General features: G+C 30.4%; 24 protein-coding genes and 2 tRNA genes. 18 read left to right on the forward strand and 8 right to left on the reverse strand.

What is annotated here, in order from left to right; translation table 11 throughout:
• The first annotated feature begins 8 nt into the window (after positions 1 to 8).
• Positions 9 to 1181, forward strand: coding sequence for an MFS transporter (locus A9G17_RS01545; protein ID WP_176714239.1), 1173 nt, complete (start codon positions 9 to 11; stop codon positions 1179 to 1181).
• Between the two features lie 794 nt (positions 1182 to 1975).
• Here the strand turns inward: A9G17_RS01545 and A9G17_RS01555 are convergent.
• Positions 1976 to 3499, reverse strand: a complete 1524-nt coding sequence (locus tag A9G17_RS01555; protein WP_065737186.1) for an MFS transporter — start codon at positions 3497 to 3499, stop codon at positions 1976 to 1978.
• 273 nt (positions 3500 to 3772) lie between these two features.
• Positions 3773 to 4114 carry a hypothetical protein gene (locus tag A9G17_RS01560; protein ID WP_065737187.1) on the reverse strand — a complete coding sequence of 114 codons (342 nt, stop codon included), beginning with the start codon at positions 4112 to 4114 and terminating at the stop codon, positions 3773 to 3775.
• A gap of 210 nt (positions 4115 to 4324) precedes the next feature.
• Here A9G17_RS01560 and A9G17_RS01565 point away from each other — a divergent pair, with 210 nt between their 5' ends.
• Entirely contained in the window at positions 4325 to 4609 is a 285-nt protein-coding gene (locus A9G17_RS01565) for an ArsR/SmtB family transcription factor (RefSeq protein WP_065737188.1), read from the forward strand.
• Between the two features lie 1352 nt (positions 4610 to 5961).
• Entirely contained in the window at positions 5962 to 6099 is a 138-nt protein-coding gene (locus A9G17_RS13025; RefSeq protein ID WP_176714240.1) for a hypothetical protein, read from the forward strand.
• 54 nt (positions 6100 to 6153) lie between these two features.
• Here A9G17_RS13025 and A9G17_RS13360 read toward each other — a convergent pair whose 3' ends face one another.
• Positions 6154 to 6351 carry a helix-turn-helix domain-containing protein gene (locus A9G17_RS13360; RefSeq protein ID WP_065737189.1) on the reverse strand — a complete coding sequence of 66 codons (198 nt, stop codon included), beginning with the start codon at positions 6349 to 6351 and terminating at the stop codon, positions 6154 to 6156.
• Between the two features lie 116 nt (positions 6352 to 6467).
• Positions 6468 to 7400: a DMT family transporter gene (locus A9G17_RS01575; RefSeq protein ID WP_065737190.1), complete on the reverse strand. Its 933-nt coding sequence runs from the start codon at positions 7398 to 7400 to the stop codon at positions 6468 to 6470.
• A 219-nt stretch (positions 7401 to 7619) separates the two neighbouring features.
• Here A9G17_RS01575 and A9G17_RS01580 point away from each other — a divergent pair, with 219 nt between their 5' ends.
• The 13 genes from A9G17_RS01580 to A9G17_RS01640 all read left to right on the forward strand — a co-directional run bounded on the left by A9G17_RS01580 (position 7620) and on the right by A9G17_RS01640 (position 20203).
• Complete coding sequence (locus A9G17_RS01580) at positions 7620 to 8528, forward strand: LysR family transcriptional regulator (protein ID WP_065737191.1); 909 nt, start codon at positions 7620 to 7622, stop codon at positions 8526 to 8528.
• Between the two features lie 373 nt (positions 8529 to 8901).
• A complete protein-coding gene (locus tag A9G17_RS01585) occupies positions 8902 to 9276 on the forward strand; it encodes an EamA family transporter (protein WP_081301636.1) in 375 nt (124 codons plus the stop codon).
• A gap of 448 nt (positions 9277 to 9724) precedes the next feature.
• Entirely contained in the window at positions 9725 to 10348 is a 624-nt protein-coding gene (locus A9G17_RS01590) for a DNA alkylation repair protein (RefSeq protein WP_442903426.1), read from the forward strand.
• The gene (locus A9G17_RS01595; RefSeq protein WP_065737194.1) at positions 10345 to 11277 is read left to right on the forward strand and encodes a DUF1848 domain-containing protein; all 933 of its coding nucleotides are present in this window, start codon (positions 10345 to 10347) and stop codon (positions 11275 to 11277) included. Before A9G17_RS01590 ends, A9G17_RS01595 begins: the two co-directional genes overlap by 4 nt.
• A 335-nt stretch (positions 11278 to 11612) precedes the next feature.
• Entirely contained in the window at positions 11613 to 12455 is an 843-nt protein-coding gene (locus tag A9G17_RS13280) for a methylated-DNA--[protein]-cysteine S-methyltransferase (RefSeq protein WP_065739057.1), read from the forward strand.
• Positions 12456 to 12920: 465 nt separating this feature from the next.
• The gene (locus A9G17_RS01605) at positions 12921 to 13139 is read left to right on the forward strand and encodes a hypothetical protein (RefSeq protein WP_065737195.1); all 219 of its coding nucleotides are present in this window, start codon (positions 12921 to 12923) and stop codon (positions 13137 to 13139) included.
• A 56-nt stretch (positions 13140 to 13195) separates the two neighbouring features.
• A complete protein-coding gene (locus A9G17_RS01610; protein WP_065737196.1) occupies positions 13196 to 14407 on the forward strand; it encodes an MFS transporter in 1212 nt (403 codons plus the stop codon).
• Between the two features lie 564 nt (positions 14408 to 14971).
• Positions 14972 to 15496, forward strand: coding sequence for a hypothetical protein (locus A9G17_RS01615; protein ID WP_065737197.1), 525 nt, complete (start codon positions 14972 to 14974; stop codon positions 15494 to 15496).
• Positions 15497 to 15659: 163 nt separating this feature from the next.
• A complete protein-coding gene (locus tag A9G17_RS01620) occupies positions 15660 to 15899 on the forward strand; it encodes an acyl carrier protein (RefSeq protein ID WP_065737198.1) in 240 nt (79 codons plus the stop codon).
• Between the two features lie 9 nt (positions 15900 to 15908).
• Positions 15909 to 17168 (forward strand): beta-ketoacyl-[acyl-carrier-protein] synthase family protein, encoded by a 1260-nt coding sequence (locus A9G17_RS01625; RefSeq protein WP_065737199.1) that lies wholly within the window; start codon positions 15909 to 15911, stop codon positions 17166 to 17168.
• Entirely contained in the window at positions 17165 to 17983 is an 819-nt protein-coding gene (locus A9G17_RS01630; RefSeq protein WP_065737200.1) for a MaoC/PaaZ C-terminal domain-containing protein, read from the forward strand. The genes A9G17_RS01625 and A9G17_RS01630 overlap by 4 nt, the downstream gene beginning before the upstream one ends.
• Before the next feature lie 2 nt (positions 17984 to 17985).
• A complete protein-coding gene (locus A9G17_RS01635; RefSeq protein ID WP_065737201.1) occupies positions 17986 to 18729 on the forward strand; it encodes an SDR family NAD(P)-dependent oxidoreductase in 744 nt (247 codons plus the stop codon).
• A 646-nt stretch (positions 18730 to 19375) separates the two neighbouring features.
• Positions 19376 to 20203, forward strand: coding sequence for a helix-turn-helix domain-containing protein (locus A9G17_RS01640; protein ID WP_065737202.1), 828 nt, complete (start codon positions 19376 to 19378; stop codon positions 20201 to 20203).
• A gap of 227 nt (positions 20204 to 20430) precedes the next feature.
• Here the strand turns inward: A9G17_RS01640 and A9G17_RS01645 are convergent.
• The 3 genes from A9G17_RS01645 to erpA all read right to left on the reverse strand — a co-directional run bounded on the left by A9G17_RS01645 (position 20431) and on the right by erpA (position 21331).
• Positions 20431 to 20506 (reverse strand) — tRNA-Gly (locus tag A9G17_RS01645).
• Positions 20507 to 20522: 16 nt separating this feature from the next.
• A tRNA-Leu gene (locus A9G17_RS01650) sits at positions 20523 to 20610 on the reverse strand.
• A 382-nt stretch (positions 20611 to 20992) separates the two neighbouring features.
• Positions 20993 to 21331: an iron-sulfur cluster insertion protein ErpA gene (gene erpA, locus A9G17_RS01655; protein WP_025315260.1), complete on the reverse strand. Its 339-nt coding sequence runs from the start codon at positions 21329 to 21331 to the stop codon at positions 20993 to 20995.
• Between the two features lie 154 nt (positions 21332 to 21485).
• On the opposite strand from erpA, the gene hemL reads away from it, so the two are divergent.
• Together hemL and bcp are read left to right on the forward strand one after the other, a co-directional pair.
• On the forward strand, positions 21486 to 22784 hold the full coding sequence (gene hemL / locus A9G17_RS01660) for a glutamate-1-semialdehyde 2,1-aminomutase (protein ID WP_065737203.1): 1299 nt from the start codon (positions 21486 to 21488) through the stop codon (positions 22782 to 22784).
• A 96-nt stretch (positions 22785 to 22880) separates the two neighbouring features.
• Positions 22881 to 23357, forward strand: coding sequence for a thioredoxin-dependent thiol peroxidase (gene bcp, locus A9G17_RS01665; protein ID WP_065737204.1), 477 nt, complete (start codon positions 22881 to 22883; stop codon positions 23355 to 23357).
• A gap of 22 nt (positions 23358 to 23379) precedes the next feature.
• Here bcp and A9G17_RS01670 read toward each other — a convergent pair whose 3' ends face one another.
• Positions 23380 to 24468, reverse strand: a complete 1089-nt coding sequence (locus A9G17_RS01670; RefSeq protein ID WP_065737205.1) for an AI-2E family transporter — start codon at positions 24466 to 24468, stop codon at positions 23380 to 23382.
• Positions 24469 to 24486 lie beyond the last annotated feature (18 nt).

Genomic DNA, 24486 nt, shown 5'->3' on the forward strand with positions numbered 1-24486 from the left:
GAATCGGAGTGTTGGCACAAGCAACATTCGCAATGGGGTTTGCTGGCATTCCTATAACTGGAATTTTAATGCGAGAATCTTACAATTTTTCATTGCATGAACTTGGTTTTGTTTTAGGTTCAATGGGACTTGGTGTTGCAGCTTCTGAGATAGTATGGGGAATCATCACGGATAAGTTAGGCGATAAGACAGTTCTAATTTTAGGACTATGGTCATCAACACTGGTATTTGTCGTTATAGCATTATGGCTTACACCAGGAAATTCTAATAATGGAATTAAATATTTACACTTAGGAGCTGCTTTGGCAATGGCTGGAGCTTGTGGCGGTAGTATTAACTCGTCATCAGGTAGAACAGTAATGCAATGGTTTGATGATAGTGAGCGGGGCTTTGCTATGAGTGTTCGCCAAACTGCAATTCCAGTAGGTGGGGCAATTGGTACTGGTTTACTTCCTTGGCTAGCATATTCATATGGTTTTGAAGTGACTTTTTTAGCCTTAGCTGTAATAGGTTTAACTGTCGGTTTTGCTGTTTTGTTTTTTATTAAATCTAAACAAGATGAATTCAAACAAGAAAAAACATCTACTCTTACCGTGTCACCACTGAAAAGTGCTGACGTTTGGAAAGTTGTTATCGCCGCAGGCTTTCTAACTGTACCGCAAATGGCAGTACTTACCTTTGGAGGCGTTTATATGAGAGATGTTCTTGACATCAATTTAACTTTGATCTCTATTATTCTTATTGGTGTTCAAATAGGTGGTGGAATTCTCAGAATTTGGTCCGGCTTTTATACTGACCGGAAAAAGAATCGTATTTCTTTATTAAAGTATTATGCTGTACTAAGTGGAATTGCTTCTTTTATACTTTGTTTAATGGTGAATAACACTTACTCGGGTGTTACTTTTCTTGTATTAACGGGTTTATTTGGACATGCATGGCACGGTCTTGCTTATACTGAAGCAGCTGTAAAAGCTGGTATAGAAAGAGCAGGAACTGCATTGGGAATGGTTGGTAGCACAGTATTTTTTGCATATTTTTTAACACCTATTCTAGTATCCAATATTGCACATAGCTATGGATGGGGAGCAGTTTGGGCGGTTGTAGCTATTTTAACATTTGCATCTTTATTGTGTTTCATTTCGCTACCAAAAAAGAAAAGAAATTCGACTTCCTTTGGTTAAATATGATAAATCCTATCACTATTAATAGTTAAGAAAACTTATGAATTATATATTGTTGATTCTTTATAAAATTAATACCCGTAAGTATTTGTTGGGTAAAAAGTATAAAGGTTCTAAGAACTAATAGAATATTATCAACTTGAGTCATATTCATCCAGACAGAGGGGAAAAGTTTGATAATCAATTACTCAATAGTTGTTATGATGTATTTGTTATAACTCATTTGTTAAGAAATAAACTATTCCCTTATGATGTTGAGGTTGCTGAAGCAACATTTAAAACTGAATTTATAAAAAATAAAAAATTTATTAATACCAATAAATTACAGCAATGTTTTTCTGCTTATGTGCATTGGTACAACATATATGACTACCACTTAATTTTGTTATATGAAAAAGTGGAGATATTCCCAAAAATATAATCTTGTCGAACAATAGTAAAGCCTAAGTCAATCAATCTATTTAGCGATTAATGATCTTGATGATAACAAAATAAAGCCTGTATATTTACTAATAGTTCAAGATAATAGATTTTAATATTATAGCAATCAATGAATTCATTGATATAAATATATGCTCTTGCTTAAAACACAATGGCACATTTATATATAGAAAACAAATTTATAAGAAAATTTATGAACAATATTAAACCTAATAGGCAACTATAAAAAACGGTTAGTTATTAGTTAAGATTTGATTTAGTTTAACTCATCATACTTTCAACTATTTGAAATGAAACAAGAACAGAAACCTGTCATTGTGCTCATAAATATTTATTTTTGAAATCTATTTTATTTAATGGGAACTTTTTCTTTTCAATAAAAATAAGCAGACCAAAGAGATCATTCCACTAACAACGATCAACATAACTAAGGTAAAATTGAAAGCACTATGATAACTTAAAATTATATCATCAAGCATTATTGAATGCATATTTGTGGCAACATTAGTCAGTGGTGCAGTTAGATTCCCACTAGCCACAGAATTTATCCAACCTTCCATTAAATCACTTGACAAACTATATTTTGTCAATAAATTTGGTAAATTTCTATTAAGATTAGTAATTAATAATGAACCATATAAAGCAACAGCTATTGCTTCACTACCCAAACGCAATGTGTTCAATAAACCAGCGGCCATTCCAGTCTGATCAGACTCAACACAACTTAATGCTAATCCATCAACAAGCCCAGCTGTCAGCCCCATTCCCGTGCCAATCATAAATAATGCAATATTGATCAGATATAGCTGCCCATCAATACCTCCAATTAAAAATAATAGAATTCCACCCAAAATCATTAGTACTAGACTAATCAAAATAATAAATATTGCTGATACTCCAAATGAAACAATTTTTCCTGCTAATAAAGGACAAAATAACACAGGAAAAGTCAATGAGATCATGATAATACCTGCATAAGAAGGACTGTACTGCATCACTCCTGTTAAATAGCTTGGATAATAGGTAAGCAACGTAACAAAACTAAAACTTGCAACAACAGGAACAAGTGTTAAACCTACATATCTTTTATTTTTTAATAGTTCTAAATTTAAGACTGGATTAGTATTATATTTCTCATAAATCACAAATGTAACACTAAAAAGACAACTGATACCTAAAAGTATTAATGTTTTTAAATTTGACCAACCCAATCGTGTACTTTCAGTAATTGAAAACATTAATAGTAATAAAGCTATAGTAAAAAATATTGAACCAATTTTATCAAAATGATATTGGCGTTTAATGGGATTATCATTTCTAATAGTTGAAATCATAAATATTACGATAGCTAAAATAATAGTATGCAATATGAAAATAGCTCTCCAATTGAATAAATCTAACAAAAAACCCGATATTGTTGGTCCAAATGTAATACCAATACCCGCCGTTGTTCCAAAAAATGCAAATACATTGGTTCTTTTATCCACATCAAATGTTTTGATTAATATGGCACTTCCACATGAAAATATAGCTGCACCGCCAACTCCTGCAAAACTTCTGGCAATATCAAGCATTAAAGGGCTAATGGCAATAGCGGATAGTAACGAAGCTATCGTATAAATTGTTGCACCAATTATAAATGCTCTTTTATGCCCAAACGTATCTGCAAAAGATCCCCATAACAAAGTAAAACAAGCAAAAGTTAAATTAAAACTATTAACTATCCATTGTAGTGAAGTTGCATTAGCAGAAAGATTTGCTCCTATAAATGGTAACGCAATTGCTGTTCCTGAGATAGATGTTGGAACCACAAATACAGCAAGTAGTATTGATATTAATATTATGCCTGTTTTGGGATTTTCAATTTTTGTGTTCATTTGTAATTTCTCTTTATAAATATTTTACTGTCCGTAAAAAAAGTAAATAATCACAAGTAATGTATTTAAATATCTCAAAACAATTTCTTTGTTCTAAGATATATCAATAATGAATTTCGGGGCTAATATCCGTTAGGCTAACAATGAAAGTAGTGTTTTAATAACAATATAAATCTCAAGACAAATTGATTCCTTTCACATTTAGTTATGTATGCCGTATAAAAATTGAAGATATTACTTGTAAGTTTTAAATAGCAACTACTAGTGAAATATTCATATTGTTCTAAAAAGGTTATTTAATATTCTAAATCCCACTCTATTAAAGATAAAATTAGTGGGGTAACTTATATTATAAGAACGATTTGTAACACCAATTGATACTTGACTGAAAAGCACCAATAATATAGCAGCATCATAGTATTCATTTACTTCATCATAGAAGTTTATATGAGTATTTGGCAGTTGATCAGCAATAACATAATAACTGTAAGATAGTTGATTAATATTAGTTAAAAACAATTCATGTATAACTAAGCAGTGAACAAGTTGCTTTTTAAGTATCTGACTATTTTCTGAAAAGGTATTTTGGGTTTTGACAACGTTTGTAATATCCATATTTATTCCTTTACTGTTTCTAATAATATATTAAAAAATTAATTTTTTTATATCGTTATAGAATGATTAATAATATCGTTCTATTAACACATTACGTTCGATAATTATCGAACGTTCTATTATTAATATATTTTTTTATGTATGTCAATTTTTTTGATAAAAACTGTTATCATTTATCATAAATAAATTTAAATTAAATGAAAGAATAAAATGAATTTAATTCAAGTGTTTAAAGCACTAAGCGATCCAAATCGCTTATGGATAATACAAAGTTTAATACAAGATGAACCTGGAGCAGAGCGTCATTGTACATCGTTTGGGTTGCAACTAACGAAAGCTACACGTTCACATCATTTTAAAATTTTAAGGGAAGCTGGACTCATATCTCAGGTAGATAAGGGTAATTGCTCTCTGGCAACTTTGAGAAGAAAAGAAATTGAAAAAGAATTTCCTGGCTTATTAGAGCTGATTTCTACTAACTGGAAAACTTTATAAAAGAGTAGAAATATACTTGCTCTAATATTAAAAAATAAAATGTCAAATATTATAATTTAGGTGGGAGATAATTTTTATATTTCCCACTTATTTTGTGTATCTTTATGTATGCAAAAAATTTCAAAATCAACAATGTAGCATTTTTGAACTATTTTTGGAATTTCATAGCTACATTTGTATAAAAACTCACTATTTTAGATATACAAAAAATTGATAAATGAAAATAATCAGTTAAATTCGAACTAATAATTTCATGTGAACTAATGTCAATTTGAAATGATGGTAAACAGTGAATAAATCGTGTAAACCTACGATAGTTTTATAATTTATTTGTTAAAACAAAGTAATCTATTTAAATCAAACCTATGAGGAGATTCACCCATTGAAGCGTTATCCTTTCTGAAAAATGGGCCATTGGTAAAAATATTGGAGAACGAAATCCTTCGTATAAATATCCACTAAGAAGTCCTGATATTTTATTAACGCACATTGGAAGTTTAGAAAAAATGTCTTGTATTATTGATTCTAAATATACGATAAATAACAAGGTTTTTTCACATCATTTGCCTGAACTTACTCTACAATATTTACATGGTATTCACCATATTGATTCTGGGAAAAATCACTCAATACGATTAATGTTAGTGAATCCTTGTGAATGAGAAAGTATCAGACATTTTAATCATGATGATTATAATATTTTTTCAAATGACCCAATAATTCCGGCATTAATCTATTTATCAATCGTAAGAGAGGAAAGCACAGTAAGTAATCAATTTGCCTCTTCTATTATTCGGATTGTTGATCTGATGAGAAAAAAGATAATTAATAGTCGCAATTATATTCTTACGTATTTACTAAATTGGTCTGTTTTAAATTAAGTTTATTTCTATTTTTATTGTTTTTTTTAGATTACAGATTATAAAATTGCATAATATGTCTCTCACACTCATCATTATTTTCTAAATATATCAATACGTCTCTAAAACTTTTTGTACACTATAGCCCTTTTTTAGGCAACACCTAAAAAATAAATTATTTTTCAATTAGTTATATACAACACACCTCCCACTGACCAGTAGAAATAAATGAAAAACCACATGAAATATTTAATAAACTCATCTAACATTTATGTGATTAAATCCATTTAACTTAATAACTATTAGTGATAAATAGTTTTGATAATGCAATAAATCATTGGGATTATACAGTAATAAGATTATTTGTTAGCATGAATTCAATTTAGTCTATCCAAGAAATCTCTAATATGAGTGAATTATATAGAAAGGATAAATAAAACATTTCACGCATTAAATCTGTTTGCTTTAGTAGCAGCACTGTTTATTTCTATTATGACAAAAGCATTACCAGCTGGTTTTTTACTGTTAATAAGTGAAGATCTAAGTGTTACAGAAGCTCAAACGACAATTAGTGCCCCTTTACGTATTAGGTCCCTGCTATCTGCTATCCCATTTACTATTACGACATAATTTTTTACTACACATAATAATCTATCTAATTCATTGGTTAAGTTAACTGCTTATTTATAATATTATTTTGCCCTCATCAATTAGGTAACACCCATGATTATCCCTAAGAAATAGTTTAAAACCGAATTTCTCCTCAAGAAGTTGAATTTGTTTGGATAGTGTTGGTTGAGTTATATTCAGTTTCTCAGTTGCATCGAGAAAACTATCACTGATAGCTAATATAATAAATACTCTTATTTTCTTTGCATACATAAAGAAATCTTTCTCATTACATATTGAATATTATAGTTAATTATTAGATTTTGAAGATCTAATAATTACACTTGTTCTAATAAATAAAAAATTAAATATATAGCAAATTTTCATTATCAATGGTTCGTAAATGATTTAGTGTCTCTTTTAGTTAGCATGGTTTTATATGAACCTGTAGCAAGGATTACACCACAGATGACAATTAATGCTCCACAGACTTGTAACAGATTAGGAACTGATCCAGTGAATAATGCTAAAATCATAGTAAATACAGGTACTAAGTTGAAAAATACGGCTGTATTGGCTGCCCCGATTTCTTTAATGCCAAAATTCCAAAATAAATATGCCAGTACCGTACCACAAACGGCCATATATACTAATATTAAATGATTTTTTATTGTTATATTATTGAGTGATATAAGTAAATTGTTGTTATAAACAGTAAATAATAAGATCCCTATGGTACCAAATAACATTGTATAAGTTGTAGTTTGTAAAGGTGTCGAGTTAGATATATATTTTCTTGAACCAACAGTGTACGTCGCCCATGCGAGATTACCCAACATAATAATTAGATCGCCTGAACTGAAATTAAGCGAAATTAAATTCATTATTGAACCATTACTTACGACAATAACCACGCCAAATAAGCTAATCAGCATACCGACAGTTTGGATTAGAGTAATTTTATGTTTATCAATCATTGCTGCCAACAATGCTGTTGTTATCGGAGATGTAGCCATTATCAATGCTCCATTGATAGCTGACGTAGTTTTTAAACCAATAAAAAACGCTAAATTAAAGCCAGTTATACCTAATAAACCTAGAGCTATAAATGCAATCCAGTTCTTTTGTAGTGCCATAAGATAATTTCGATCTTTTAATAACATGAAAATCATTATAATTATCGTCGCAAAAACAAACCTTTCGGTTGCAACAACATAAGGAGATGCATCCGCAACCACTGACTCCCCAGCATTAAAATTAGATCCCCAAAAAAAAGTGGAAAGAGTGACAGCTAGTAACACTAAATATCTATTGTTAGGCATGAACTCTATCTCCATAAAAATGCATTAAGGATTGTCGAAAATAGATGATCTCTTTCTTGTAATAATCTAAAAGAAATTTCATTACCAATCTCACTTTCAATGCCTGCTGTAAATACATTCATAATTAATATCCTTATGTTGATAGTATGATTGGTATAAAATAATATTATTATCTCGTTTATAGCACAATGAACATATTTTCAATACAGAATTCCAAAAATGAAAAAATCAATTTCTTTAAATGACCTAAATCTTTTTATAAATGTCGTTCAGGCAGGTAGCCTTACTAAAGCTTCAGAAAATCTTTCAATCCCTATGGCTACTATCAGTCGTCGATTAACTCAATTAGAAGAATCAATAGGTGAACATCTGTTAAACCGCAGTACCAGATCTGTATCATTAACTACATTAGGACAAATGTATTTTGACCAATGTTTTAATCCTCTAACAGAATGTGTAATGGCCGTAAAGCACTTAAATGACAGCCACTATCAGTTATCTGGAACAATAAAAGTAACAGCACCGAGTAATTTAACTCACAAATGGCTAGCGAATTGTATTTTTTCTTTTATGAAGCAATATCCAGATATCAAGATTGATTTAATGGTAACTAACCGTATTGTTGACCTAACTGCATTAAACATTGATATTGCAATTCGAGTAGGAAATTTAGATGATAGCAATTGGGTAGCAAAAAAATTGTTTCTATCAAAAAATATTTTATGTGCATCTCCTAAATATTTAGAATTAAATTCGATCCCTTTACATCCAGTAGATTTGAAGAATCACAAACTAATATGTTCTACCATTAGTAATGGATGGACATTGAAAAACACTAAGACACAAGAGTTGTATGTTACAGATATGACGTTTCACTTTGTTGTTGATGACACTCAGTTGATGATAAATGCATCTAAGCAGGATTTAGGCATTTGCTTTGTTCCTGAGCAATTCGTTTTTTCTGATATTCAGGATGGGAAGTTAATCCCAATTTTACCAGAATGGATTGGTAACTCAAGTCCAGTTTATATGATGGTTAGAGATAGAAGTTACATTCCTAATAGGGTGAAAATATTTAAAGAATACATAGAGCAATACATTCGAGATGAAAATCTAATTAATTATTAAACAACGAGCGTCGATACAGCTTTGTAGCATTATGTCGATATCATTAATTAAGAAATTACAGGTATATCCTTTTAAAGGATGGTCTTGGATGATATGATTTTATGTTGATATCTACTTATGTAATTTCAATTATTTATATGAGTATCAGTGAATTTTTTCTATTAATTATTAAAACAATTCTACTAAATTAAAATAAAGATATAAAAATCTAATACTCAATAAATTTATATAAGCAGGAAATGAATATGGCCTATATCTTACTCACATTAGCAGCTTGTTTTTGGGGGGTAATTATGTCGTGGGTCATATATTAGTGTCTAACTCAAATCCCATGATACTTTAAGAAGGACGTTGGGCTTTTTATTGTTCTTTTTTGAGAATAAAAGATAAGGCTATTTCAGGGAATGTGTTTGTAACAGTAAGTTCTGTATTAGGAGCATTGATATTATCACCCATTTCTATTTTTTATTTTATTCTATTTCCTGTCACCGATATTAGTCCTTATCTACAATCAGATTTTATTTTAGGATTGTTATATTTAGTTTTGTTTCCATCATGGCTAGCTTATTTATTTTGGAATAAAGGTATCGTGGAAATTGGAGCTACACGTGGTGAAATTTATACTCACCTAATCCCTCTATCCGGAGGATTATTTAGTATAGTATTTTTAAATGTAGAAATTAATTGGTTTCATATTGTAAGTGCTTTTTTAATCATTATTGGCGTAGTCCTCTGTTCTAAAAAATAATATCAATTAAGTTATTTTTGTTATACAAAACTATCTTGTATATCAACATTATTGGTAAATTAGATGAAAAATACTAATCTTTAATTATTAGGAATGATAATCAAATAATTATTTCAGCCACTATTCCGAAGTAGAAGAAAATTAATTAGAACTAGCAAGTGATATTGATTTAACATGAATGTAAAAATAAAGTTGTTGGAAATAAACAGTAAAATATACTAGTTTAAGTTTTTTAAATAAATCTCGATGATAAGAATTAAATCTTATAGCTTGATTTGACTCAAGCGAGGACATTTCATTTTTCAACATATAGAATGTAATTATCAAATAGCAAGATTCAGATTGTAATAGATAATAGAGTTTGTAAAATCAGATCATCAGAGAAAAAATTCGCAAAGAACTTGAAAAAATAACCGAAGAAAATTATCGAATCTTTGCTTCAAAGCTTATTCTTAACATTGATAATTTATTAGGTGTGAGAGTACCTAAACTGCGTAAAATAGCAAAAAAAATAGTACAGCTTGATTATGAATACTACCTTGCAATGGATAATCACTTATACTTCGAGGAAGTGATGTTACAAGGTATGATTATAGGTGAAATTAAATTGCCATGGACTAAACGTTCACATTATGTGAAACAATTTATCTCTAAAATTAATAATTGGTCAATCTGTGATAGTTTTTGTTGTGGTTTAAAGTTTGAGGTTTCAGAAAAAGAGCTTGTATGGCAATTTCTACAGCCCTATTTTGCATCGGATAAACCATATGATATTCGCTTTGCTGTCGTCATGTTGCTTTTTTATTTTGTAGATGATGAGTATGCGCAGAAAGCATTCACTTTGTTTAATCAAATAAAAAACGATGATTACTATGTTAAGATGGCTGTTGCATGGGCGATTTCTATTTACGTTCGTGAGTTGCCTACGTTAACAATGTCATACTTTCAGAAAAATCAGCTAGATGATTGGATTTATAATAAAGCATTACAAAAAATAACGGAATCATTGAAAGTGGATTCTAGAACAAAAATCATCATTCGCTCCATGAAACGTAAAATAAATAAATTATGATTATCAGTGCCAGCCGTAGAACAGATATTCCAGCTTTTTACTCTTCGTGGTTTTTTAACCGACTGAAAGATGGGTTTGTTCTGGTTCCTAATCCAAGGAATTCAAAGCAATTAAGTCGCATTTCTCTATCACCTGATATAGTTGATTGTATTGTATTTTGGACTAAAAACCCACTTCCCATGTTAAATAAACTGGCGAATCTTTCTGGTTATCCTTTTTATTTTCAGTTTACATTAACAGCTTATCAAACAGACATTGAAAAACATCTTCCCTCTTTGCAAAAACGAATAGCTATATTCAAGCAATTAGCTGAGCAAGTTGGACAAGATCGTGTTATTTGGCGATATGATCCTATATTAATAAATACTCACTATACAGTTGATTATCACATCGATTTTTTTAATCAAATTGCTTCCTCTCTTCGCGGTTACACAGATACCTGTATCATTAGTTTTATTGATGATTATCCGCACATACGACAATCTCTAATTAAAGAAGGAATCATGCGATTAAAGTTAGCTGACATATTAAATCTATGCAGTTCACTATCTGAAATTGCTAGATACAATCAGCTAACTTTACAAACATGTGCTGAGGAAATAGAGTTATTGAATTGCAATATTTCTCATGGAGCTTGTATCGATAAAACACGCATTGAAAAGATGACGGGTCGCTTATTATTGGCTAAGAAAGATAAAAATCAGCGACCAATCTGTCAATGTATAGAAAGTATTGATATTGGAACATATGATACCTGCTCTTTTGGATGTGTATACTGTTATGCAACATCATCAAAGAGAAAAGCCCTAGCTAATAGACGCCTACATAATAAATGTTCGCCTAAATTAATAGGTGCTCTCCTTGAAACAGACATAATCAAAAATAAGCCAATGCACTCATTATTTACTTTGCAAAATGAATTATTTTAATAGCAAGATTCGGGTTTTTAATTGTTGAAATTTTAAATATTATAGGTTCTATCATTAATTATAATAAAAAAGTATGAAAAGTTATACAAAAGTGATTATTTAAAACTGGTTGAGAGTGTTGCTAAAAAGCCAAATACTAATAAACAAATTCAAGTAACTTACATTGAAAAAACTTAAGAAAGTTGAATGGAGCTAGTACGAATTGAGATACTGATACACTTGTTTTTCCTAAATACAATTTGTTATTCCGAGGATTAAAACAGATTAGTCAATGTTCAAATAAACAAGAACATTCCTACATTGCTTCACTGGCTAGGTGAAAAGGAGTATTCATGATACAAAGACAAAAACAGATAGACTTTGCTCGAATAAGAAAAGCTATCGGATATTTGAGTGAAAACTATAAATCTCAACCGACACTTGAACAAGCAGCAGAGCATGTAAATTTAAGTTCTTATCATTTTCAACGTATGTTTTCTAACTGGGCGGGTGTTAGTCCTAAACAATTCCTAAGATACATCAATATAACTCATGCTAAAAAACTTCTAAAAGAAGATAAAGCTTCATTATTGGATACTACCTATGAGTTGGGGTTGTCAAGTACGAGCCGATTACACGATTTGTTTATTGATATTGAAGGTATGACTCCTGGAGAATATAAAAATGGCGGTGAAAACTTATCAATTAACTACAGTTTTGTTGAAAGCCCTTTTGGAAAAACCATTGTTGCATCAACAATAAAAGGAATTTGTTATATCGCTTTTGTTAATGACGAAGAATCATCACTTAAATTATTGAAAAACCAATATCCTAATGCTCAGTACCAAAAACACAGAGATCAGATGCAACAAAATGCAATCCTTGTATTTACTCAAGATTGGTCAAGACTAGATAAAATAAAGCTACATATCAAGGGTACTGATTTTCAACTTAAGGTATGGCAGGCTTTATTGACAATCCCTATGGGAAAGCTATCAACCTATAGCAACATAGCAAGCAAAATAAATAATCCCAAAGCTAGCCGTGCGGTTGGCTCTGCTATTGGCGATAACCCAGTAGCATTTTTAATTCCTTGCCATAGGGTTATAAAATCAACAGGATTACTGGGGCAATACCATTGGGGTTGCGATCGGAAAGCCGCGATGATTGGTTGGGAAGGCGTTAAAACAGATGATTGACTACAATATATTAGCAATAATTAAAGCGAATTTCATAAAGAAGAAATAACTAAGCATTTTGCAAGTTCATCCTCTTATGTATAGCGATTATTTTGAGCAGTATATAAACTAGTCGTTTGGTACTAAATTATACATTTATTTGGCGCTAATTTAGTTAGGTCAGAATTATCAACAATCTCAACTAAATTCTTTCCATTTTGATTCAGTATTACCATCTACTTTAAAACTCGTTTGTAAGACTGTTTTTTCTACAAGGTTAATTCATTGCCATTGTTCTCACCTTATTTATTTTTTTCATAACAATGATCTAATAAAACCAATATTAATTAGTACGACCCACCCAATTTTTTACATTATTGATAACTGTCATTTGAAACTTTAGCAAGATTCGGATTGTTAACAATGCTGAATGAATTTTACTATAACTTAAAAATAAACAATCGGGTAAACACAAAGAAAGGATAAATGGAAAGTGTTAAAAATAAAATTCAAAAACGCAGAAATTATAATATTTATGCAGACAATTTTTCTATTGTAAAAGATAGACATGAATCTTTAATAGAAAATAAAAATGTATGGAAGCGATCATTAAGGTACCTATCCTTTCCATACATAGAGCTAATTAAAAGCTTACTTGCTATAGATGAACACGCGATTAACAGTAATATTGGCGATCGCAAATAATACATTTTTACTAAAATTTCTTATGGTATTTTACTAATAAATAATGGGAAGAGAAGATGAACAAATTGCTAATTCATAAGATTTCTTATTCAAATTTATGCGCGCAATTCTCTGAACAAATAATAATAGCTGTGCTACCGATTATAGCAGTGCTATCTATGAATGCTTCAGCAGCTGAAACCGCTTTTATACAAATGATAAATACTTTACCTTTTTTATTACTATCGATTCCAATGGGAGTAATTGCAGATAGAGTATCTAGAAAAAAATTAATGATCATAATAGAAATAGTTCGAGCAACAGCTATATTTATATTATTTTATTTGACGTTCTCAGGGAGCCTATCAATCAATAAAATTGCATTATTCGGTTTTTTTATAGCCATGGGTACCGTTATTTACAGTGTAGCAAATCCGGCTTTAGTGGCATCTTTTGTCATAAAAGAGCAACTTATTAATGCCAATAGATCAATAGAAATTGCCAAAAGTGTGGCTTTTACAGCTGGGCCCGCTTTAGGTGGTATTCTTGCTAGTTATTTATCTGGCGGGTTAGCGTTCATCTTGGCTTTTTCGCTCTCAATAGTAAGTGCTGTTTTTCTAATATGTTTACCAAAAGAGCCACTTCTAGAAAAATCTGGAAGAAATATTATTCAAGAACTTTGTGATGGTTTAATTTTTTTAATTAAAAATAAATACCTTATGCCAATAACCATAACAGCCTTTGTGTTTAATCTATCGCAATACTTGTTATTATCTATTTTTGCTTATTATGTTATCAATAATCTATCCTTTACTTCTTTTGAAGTTGGAGCTTCATTAAGTTTAATTGGTTTAGGAATGTTAATAGGATCATTTTTATACAAAATTATATCTAAAAAAATTAATTTTGGTTTGCAACTGACTTTAGGGCCTATATCTGCATTTATGGCTTCAATTTTGATATTCTTAACTCTTATATATTCTGCCAAAATATTAGTTTTTGTCGCTTTCTTCTTTTTTGGATTTGGACCTATTATATGGACTATATCAACAGTATCATTAAGACAGCTAGTCACACCTACTAATATGATAGCTAAAGTATCGTCGGTGATCATGACTGTTACTTTTGGGGCTCGGCCTTTGGGGGCAGCCATAGGAGTGTACATAAGTGCAAATTTTGGTGTAAAAAGTTGTATTCTTGCAGTGTTAATCGGTTTTTTAATTCAATTAATCATAATTCTTTTTTCAAAACCGGCCAAATTAAAAAATTTATCGGATGCTGAAGAATAAAAATAATATCATTTAAATAACAATATTATAAAGGTGAGCACTGTCTAATGTTTTGGCGGGGTTCACCAATCTGCCCTTAAATTTAATTATATCCCTAGGACTCAAGTTATTAATTGAAATAATACTGCCTGTTATCTGGGTTATTCCATAAACTTGCTTAATATATATTACCCCCAACCATAGCTATGCCCACAAAATCTATCGACACTTTAGTTAGAACTTTTTGTTCGCTTTAGCCTGCCTGACCGGCTTCTATAATTAAACAAACCTAAATCACTTTATTATCCACTAACCAATTAATATATTTGAATAAATATATATTAATTCAATAGTTATTTACTTGAACAAATTAGCTATACAAGTTATATAGATTCAAATTTAAAATAAAATTGAATTTCTAACTATAGATATTTATTAATAATTATCGTTAAGCAATAAAATAGAAAACGCAATTTTTAGCTAAAATTAGCTATTTAATTCAAGACAATATTACTCTGCCATTTATACAATGACTTTGAATATTTAGTTTAATAGTCTAATAAACGGAAAAATGAGTAGAGTAATATGACCGCAAATGATATTGCAAAATTACACGAAAAAACACAGCAATTTAGTTTTGAACCATTGAGCCTTTTGATTTCTGATGTTGATAGGTTATATAAATTATCAATACCTGAACAAAAACAATTAAAGTTATACTTAATAAAAAATGCAGTAACACATTATTCCAAAAATAATCCCTACTTCAAAAAACGATGTGATAAATATAATCATAAACACATACCAGCATATAGACATTTTTCAGTACGCGATCCTAATGATTTACCCAAAGAAGTAACAAATGAAGAAATTGGACAGCTAGCCATTTTTGATCTTCTATCACTTTCGGTATCACTAATGACACAAACAGAAAACCTTATTTTTGTTAGTAAGAATAAAACTCAATTTTGGCAAAACTCTCAACGAATTAACTATATTAATCGTCCTGCAACAGCAAAAGAATTTAGTTGCTGTGCTATTAACCATGAAAAAAACATGCATTTTAATGAAGTCTGCTTTTCTAAATTAGAATCATGTAACTTAAATTAGATAGGAGTCAAAATATTCAATCAAATTATGGTAGATAATCTTAACAAATCTGATTATCTAGGAATAAGGAAAATTAGTAAAAGCAATTCATAAGGCAATTTTCCACATTTATTATCTGGAAAATTAACTAAAACATATTAAATTATTTAAAAAAGAGGAAATTATGGAATTATTTGATTTTATTGTAGAACAAATTACTGAATTAACAGACGTCAACTCTGAAAAAATTACTAGAGAAACACCCTTAACGGAGCTAGATTTAGTTAGTTTAGATTATGTTTCTATTGAAGTAGCTTTAAAGAAAAAATATGGGGTACCCATTAATATAGAAAATTTAGGGCAAAAAAAAATAAATACTCTTGGTGATTTTGTTGATTATGTATCACAAGCTATAAAAAGTTAGGGAATCAATATGCAGAATGAAACATCTAAACAACGTGTAGTCGTTACTGGTTATGGAGCAGTTACTTCATTAGGAAAAAATGTGAACGAGATTTGGAATGCTATAATGGATTATAAAGTTGGATATTCTAAATATGAATTGAGCGATAAATCTATTACTGCTAAGTTTTTTGGTAAAATTCCGTTCGAATTAGATATTTCTTCATTTTCTAGAAGAATTTTGAAAAATATACCTCGTTTTGGTCGATTAGGCTTAATTGCTGCAAATGAAGCACTACAAATGGCTTTCAAAAACGATATAAGTGAAATACATAAATATTACTCACCTTTTTCTTGTGGAGTCATTTTTGGAACTGGATGGGGAGGAGATGATGTTTTATCTGAAAATTCAGTATCTTATAATAAAGATGGTTATGCTTCCACTTTAACTAATATTTTATGTATGCATAGTAATTGCACCGCTATGATAGCTACTAATTGGAAACTGCGTGGATATCAAAATACTCCGGTATCAGCATGCGCGACGGGGGGAGTAGCAATTGGTGATGCAGTTGAAATGATTAGAAGTGGACGTGCTGAAATGATATTAGCTGGTGGAGGAGAAAGTTTAAATAACGTTTTTAATATTTGGAGTATTGATATTCTTAATGCATTATGTAAGGAACAAAACAATATCGAAATTGCATGTTGCCCATTCGATAAAAATCGCAATGGTTTTGTTTTATCTGAAGGAGCTGCAATTCTTTGTCTAGAAAAGTATGAAACAGCATTAGCCAGAGGAGCAACAATTCTTGCAGAAGTAACAGGCTATGGGAACTACTCGGATGCTTATGATGTAACAAGTCCGGCTCCCGATTGTTTGGGTAAATATAATGCGGCCAAATATGCTTTAAAGCAATCTAACTTAGAATTAGTTGATTATATAAATGCTCATGGAACTTCAACACAGTTAAATGATTCCAATGAAACGAAAATGTTCAAGATGTTATTTGGTGATGGAGCTTACTCAATACCAATATCAAGTACAAAATCGTATACAGGTCATCTTATTGCTGCTGCTGGTGCCTTAGAATCGATACTAAGTATTAAATCGATAGAAACTAATATTATTCCTGCAACAATACATTTAAATAATCCAGATCCTGATTGCGACTTAGATTATGTACCAAATAAACATCGTTATAAAGAAAATATTCAATCAGTTCTTAATGTTAATTACGGATTCGGTGGCTCTAACACTGCACTTATTTTCAAAAGGTTTACGCAATGATATTAAATTTCGATAAAGATTCCGTAAAACAGTGGGCCGATTTTTCAGGTGATTTCAATCCAATCCATTTTGATGCACTCAAAGCTAGACAGATTGGTCTCAATGATTTAGCCGTACATGGAATGTTAGCAATGCTTCCCCTTAAACAACATACCACAGACCTGTTTTTGAAAGAACTTGTTGGAGGATATTCTTGGAGTTCTTCATTACGTTATCCTTTGGGTATAAATGAGGACTATGAGCTTTTATTAAAAAGCTCTGATAGTAAAATAACATTCTCACTGAATGATATGCAATCAACAAAAAAATATTTTATTGGTAGAATTCAGACAAATAATTTTGATCAGACATTGGAGGAATTTGATTTTTCCAATGTTCATCAATTTACTATTCCTTCTGATTTCATGAAACAAAAATTTAATGAATTTCAGAAGAATTTCACAAAAATTTCATTCTTATGGATATATTTTGATGCACTTATATTTTCGATTTATTTAACCAAACATACACCTAAATTATTTACTGAAAGATCTAAAAAATTCATGGGAAAACAAAAACAATTTATTGGTGATGATGTTCTATTTTTACACACAAATCACAAAGTTTATGTTAGTAATGATATAAGTAAATTAAATTTGGTTAACATACCAGAAACCGTTAGTTATAGTGTAATAATAAATGATACAACACAACAAGAAAATTCATTATCATTTAGTGTAACTATTCCTGTCTGGGTCGAGAATAAAATATCAATAATAATAACGATGAATATTATGGGTATAAAAGCCTATAATCAAATAAAGGAGAAAGATTAGATATGTCAAATGAAAATAAATGGGTTTTCGTTTCAGGTGGATCGCGTGGTATTGGGGCTGAAATTGTAACCGAACTTGCTAATAACGATTATCGTGTTGTTTTTACCTATAAAAACAATAAGAAGCAAGCCCAAGAGTTATGTAATCATCTGAATTCAAAGGGTAAACAATGCTATACTTATCAATGTGATGCGTCTATTTCCAAAGAAGTTAACCAATTAGCTGAAGAATGTATTTCGTTATTTGGTGCACCCTATGCAGTAATTAATAATGCAGGTATTACAAAAGATAGTTTATTCATAAATATTGAAGAAAATACATGGTCAGAAATAATGAATAATAATGTTCTATCTGGTTATTTAATTAATAAAGCTTTTCTACCCCATATGATCAACCAAGGAGATGGTTGTATTCTTTTTATTAGTTCAATAACTGCATTTAAAGGTAATATAGGACAAGTAAACTACGCTGCTTCAAAAGCTGCAATGTTAGGTATGACACATTCTTTAGCTATTGAACTAGGCCGTTTCAATATTCGAGTCAACTCAATAGCACCAGGTTTAATTGAAACAGATATGAGTCAAGGTCTTTCAGGTAGTGTATATAAAAATATGATAAAGAAAATTCCACTAGGTCGTATAGGTTCTCCTAAAGAAGTTGCTATGGCAGTAAACTTTTTACTTGGTTGTGGAGGTAATTATATTACAGGTCAAACTTTAGTAATTGATGGGGGAATGTCTTCTTAATTAAGATTGTTTTTTTATATTTTTATTAAAAAATAGTTATCAAATAAATAGGATATTGAATGACAAATGGCAATCCAGAAAAAATTAATTAAATCAGATAAATAAAAATATTATTTTACTTGCAGTTTTTTTGTTATTGATTTGAGATGTTCTAAATTTTGGTATATTTTCACGATTAGTATAATTTACAAATGATGCATATATTATGGGAAATCATAATTCCCATTTATGCTCAAATATGATCGGGATATTGACCATGTATAATGAGGATAATATTTTTGTCGAACAAAAAATATAATAGTAATAGCCACACTTGAATCAAGTGTTCTAGAAATAATAAGAATAATAAAGTGTATTCTTCATTATAGCCAGATCCAAAAGCTATAGAAAGTTGGATTGGTTTAGTTCAGAAATTACCAATTCATATTGAATTGAATAAATACCAAATTAAAACTTTAAAAACTCTTTGGTTAATAAATATAAATCATCCAGAAAATAATGGCTCAATGTTTTTAATTAACTTCATATATTAAATATGTTACTCTCTGGACAAACTAGATTAATCAAAGCAGATTACTTTTTTCAGATATTGTAGGTGTCAATAAAAGGATATTCATTTAATAATTATAAACAAGGATAAACAAATATGTCTGGCAAGAAGTCATTAATCAAAATATATAAGCAAAATTTAGTAACCTTATGTTTTTTTTACAATATTACAACAGATTGGCATCGCCACCCTTGCTTTCAACTAACTGTATCGTTACACAATATATCTTTTGAATTAGAAACAAAATCTGAAAAAAAAGAAGTTTTTGGTTTCATTGTGCAATCAAATTTACTTCATAAAATAAAAGCACAAGATATTTGTTGTATCAATTTGTTCGTTGATCCAGAATCAAATCACTATCATTTATTATCACATTTTACTGAAAAAAAATCAGTTTATTTTCTTAGTAGTGAAGAAGCTTTGAAAATTGCGAACTATTTTATTAAATCGGTTACCATCAATCAACCTATTGATATTTATCATGTATATAGATTTTTGTGTAAATGTGATCTTAATTATTTATGTAATCAAGATAATAGGATTAATAAAGCTGTATCTATAATTTCATCATTACCAGTAAAAAAAATTTCATGTAGAGAAATTGCTGCAGAAATACATCTTTCTGAGAGTCGATTCCTTCATCTTTTTCGATCAAAGCTAGGTATTAACTTTAGAAGTTATCTTCTTTGGAAAAGATTACAAGATGTTATTGATAATATTGATTCTTCTGATTCTTCGGAAACACTGACAACTTTAGCAAATGATAAAGGATTTTCCGATTCAGCTCACTTTAGTAGAACATGTTTATCTAGTTTCGGCATAAGACCATCACAATTAAGGCAAGCCTTATGTGTTGAACATAATGGTAGTATGTGTGGAAAATATTACTGTTTACACAATATCTTTCAAGCATTATATATTTGAAAATCTATTGTTTTATATGTTAAAACGTTAAATCTCATAAATCTTCAAAAATATACCTAAAAACAGTAAATGCTAAAAATATTTTATATATAAATTATATGACACTCAAAAAATTCTTTTTACCCTATCTAATATTAATAAACTTTAATGATATAGATCCTTTTATTTTTCATAAAATATCAATTAAAATCTACAAAATATTTTATTAAATATTTTAAATACTATATTGGAGCGGGAAACGAGGTTCGAACTCGCGACCTCAACCTTGGCAAGGTTGCGCTCTACCAACTGAGCTATTCCCGCATAACAATTTTTTAAATGGTGCCCGGGGCGAGACTTGAACTCGCACGGCCAAAAAGGCCGAGGGATTTTAAATCCCTTGTGTCTACCGATTTCACCACCCGGGCTTAAAACTTATTACAAAATGTAATTGCGTTTTGATGCTGTGCATTTTACTCATCTGAAAAATATCGTCAACTAAAAATTAAAAATAATTGTTCAATTGCTCAATGTTTGTCATATTTTGGGAAATTATTAGCCTTTTCAGGGGTTAAAGATGTTTTTTTAACCGAATAAAAGTAAAATTAAATGGGCATATATTTTTTTAAGCTAAATTGTAATGAGGCTTTTAACATCAAATTCAAATTTGATTGAAGATCAGAACATAAAAATATTTAGGATTACTATATAAAATTATGTTCTGAGTAGTAGCATTAGCAAAATGCTATTCAACAATAAGGCAATTTTGCTAAGATAAATGAATGATGAAAATTAACAACGGTAATTTAATTACACACTAAAAGATGAGCCACAACCACATGTTGTTGTCGCGTTTGGATTGTCCACCACAAAACGTGAACCTTGTAAGCCTTCAACATAATCAATTGTACCACCGACTAAATATTGCAAACTCATTGGATCAACAACAAGTGAAACGCCATTTTTTTCGATAGCGAGATCATCTTCATTTACTTTTTCATCAAAAGTGAAACCATATTGAAAACCACTACAACCACCACCCGTAATGTAAACTCGTAATTTGAGGTTTGGATTTTCTTCTTCTGTTACTAATAATTTAACTTTATTAGCGGCAGCATCTGTAAAGTTAATCGGAAAAGCATTACTCATTTTTTTCTCCCAATATTTGATTGAGATATTATAAACCTTTACTGATTGAAAATACAAAATGAAAACTTCTATTAAATAAATTTTTAATAGCTAACTTGAATTTATTTTCAATTTATGAATAAATACAACAAAATTTTTCATAGAGGTCACCTTAATGAGGCTAAATAAATTTAAGTCAGAAAAGTTGTATCATCAAGCATTATCTGTAATGCCTGGCGGTGTAAATTCTCCCGTGCGAGCTTTTAATGGTGTCGGTGGTACGCCATTATTTATTGAGCGCGCCGATGGCGCTTATATTTATGATGTTGATGGAAAAGCTTATATTGATTATGTAGGTTCTTGGGGGCCCATGATCTTAGGACATAACGATCAAGATGTAGCCAATGCAGTTATTCATGCCGTTCATAATGGTTTAAGTTATGGTGCTCCAACAGAAATAGAAACTAAAGTTGCTAATCTTGTTACACAGTTAATGCCTTCAATTGAAATGCTACGTATGGTAAATTCGGGTACTGAAGCAACCATGAGCGCGATTCGAGTTGCGCGTGGATTTACAAGACGTGACAAGATTATTAAGTTTGAAGGTTGTTATCATGGGCATGCAGATTATTTATTAGTTAAAGCTGGATCTGGTGCCCTCACCTTTGGCCATCCTACTTCACCAGGCGTGCCTAATGATTTTGTGAAGCATACGTTAGTGTGTGATTATAATAATTTAGCATCAGTCAAACAACAATTTGAGCAATACCCTAACGATATTGCGGCTATTATTATCGAACCTGTCGCGGGTAATATGAATTGTGTGCCTGCGAAAAAAGAGTTTTTACATGGATTACGGGAACTATGTGATGAATATGGAGCTTTACTAATTATAGATGAAGTAATGACAGGATTTAGAGTCGCATTGGGAGGAGCTCAAGATTATTATGATGTAGTACCTGATTTAACATGCTTAGGAAAAATTATTGGTGGTGGCATGCCTGTAGGTGCTTTTGGGGGGCGTGCTGACATTATGCAACAACTGGCCCCAACTGGACCTATCTATCAAGCGGGTACATTATCTGGCAACCCTGTTGCTATGGCTGCAGGATACACAACTTTAAATAAACTAATGGATGTGGGTGTTTATCAAGAATTAACAGATAAAACCACAACCCTAGCTAATGGTCTAAAAATAGCGGCTAAAGCACATAATGTACCATTGGTAGTCAATTATGCTGGTGCTATGTTTGGACTATTTTTTACAACTGCTGATGAAGTAACCAGTTATCAGGATGTTATGCAGTGTAATATTGAATTATTCAAAAAATTCTATCATCATATGCTCGCTGAAGGTGTTTATCTTGCACCATCTGCATTTGAAGCAGGCTTCATGTCGATTAAGCACACCGACAGGGAGATCAATCACACAATTGATGCAGCAAATCGTTTTTTTAGTAACTTAAATTTTTAGTTTTTAAATTCTTTATTTTTTAACTGAAAACACGACACTATTTTTTAATACAATACAAAGATAAAAAATTAAACTATTAAAATAGGTAAATATTATATGGTTAATCCACTAAAAGAAGGTGAAAAAGCACCTGAGTTTTCATTACCTGACCAAGATGGTGAGCACATCAGCTTAAAAGATTTTAAAGGTCAACGTGTTTTAATTTATTTTTATCCCAAAGCCATGACACCCGGTTGTACAGTGCAAGCTTGTAATTTACGAGATAGCTCTGACGATTTTAAAAAATACGATGTGGTGATCCTTGGTATTAGTACCGATAAACCTGAAAAGTTATCTCGATTTGTTGAAAAAGAAATGTTAAATTTTACTTTGCTTTCTGATGAAAATCATGAAGTTTCCCAAGCGTTTGGTACTTGGGGGGAAAAAGAATTCATGGGTAAAACCTATGAAGGTATTCACCGAATAAGTTTTTTAATTAGCAAAGACGGTAACATTGAAAAAGTTTTTGATAATTTCAAAACGAGTGATCATCATGAAGTCGTTTTAGACTATCTAAGAAATCAATCTAACTAATTTTTAAAGCAGATTAAATTGCTTAATCTGCTTTAATTTCTTTTAAACTATTATTATTTATATCTTCAGGTGTTGGCCAAGCGTTAATAATGGCTTTAACTAATGTTGCCAATGGTATCGCAAAAAATATTCCCCAAAATCCCCATAAGCCACCAAACACGATCACAGCGACAATAATAACTAAAGGATGAAGATTTAATTTCTCTGAAAATAAACAAGGCACTAATAAATTGCCATCCAAAGCTTGTATTAAAACGTAACATAGAATTAAATAACTAAATTCAGGACTTATTCCCCACTGAAAAATAGCAATTAAAACCACAGGGATGCTTGAAATAATAATACCGATATACGGAATCAATACCGATAAACCAACAAAAACAGCAAGTAATAAACCATAATCCAATCCAAAATACCAAAACGGAATATATACGCATACAGCTAAAATGATAATGTGTAACACATTGCCAACGATATAGTTTGAGATTTGCATATCCATTTCAGTGGCAACTTTATCTAAAATTGTACGATTTTTAGGTAATATTTTAGAACAATAGGCCCAGATTTTGGTTTTATCTTTTAATAAAAAAAACATCATTATTGGTATCAAGACAGCATTAATTGCCATCGATACAAATCCTAATAAAGAAACAATGGAAAATTGCAATAATGAGTTGCCTGTTTGCACAACTTTACTAGTAATACCTTGAATTATGGAATCAAATAACCCAACATCAATTAATTCAGGATAATGTTGAGGTAGTGTAGTTAAGAAATTATTAGCAAAATTGAGCATGTTAGGGATATTGGTTATCAAACTAATACTTTGTTGCCAAATTAGCGGTAATAAAATCATAAACCCAACAAAAACCACCATAATAAACAGTAATAAAACAATCACAACGGCGAGTGTTCTCGGTAAACCTCGTTTATGTAAAAAATTAACCGGACTATCGAGTAAATAGGATAGTACGATGGCAATTAAGATAGGTAGCAGAATTTTATTGAAAAAATAGATGATAATAAATAAGCCTAAAATAACCGCCATTAATGACACCACGTGCGGATCACTAAAACGCTTTTTATACCATTCCATAAACATTTTTAACATCAAAATTCTCCTATCATG

Origin of the sequence: Gilliamella sp. wkB7, assembly GCF_001693435.1 — a bacterium.
Taxonomy (GTDB): Bacteria; Pseudomonadota; Gammaproteobacteria; order Enterobacterales; family Orbaceae; genus Gilliamella; species Gilliamella apicola_N.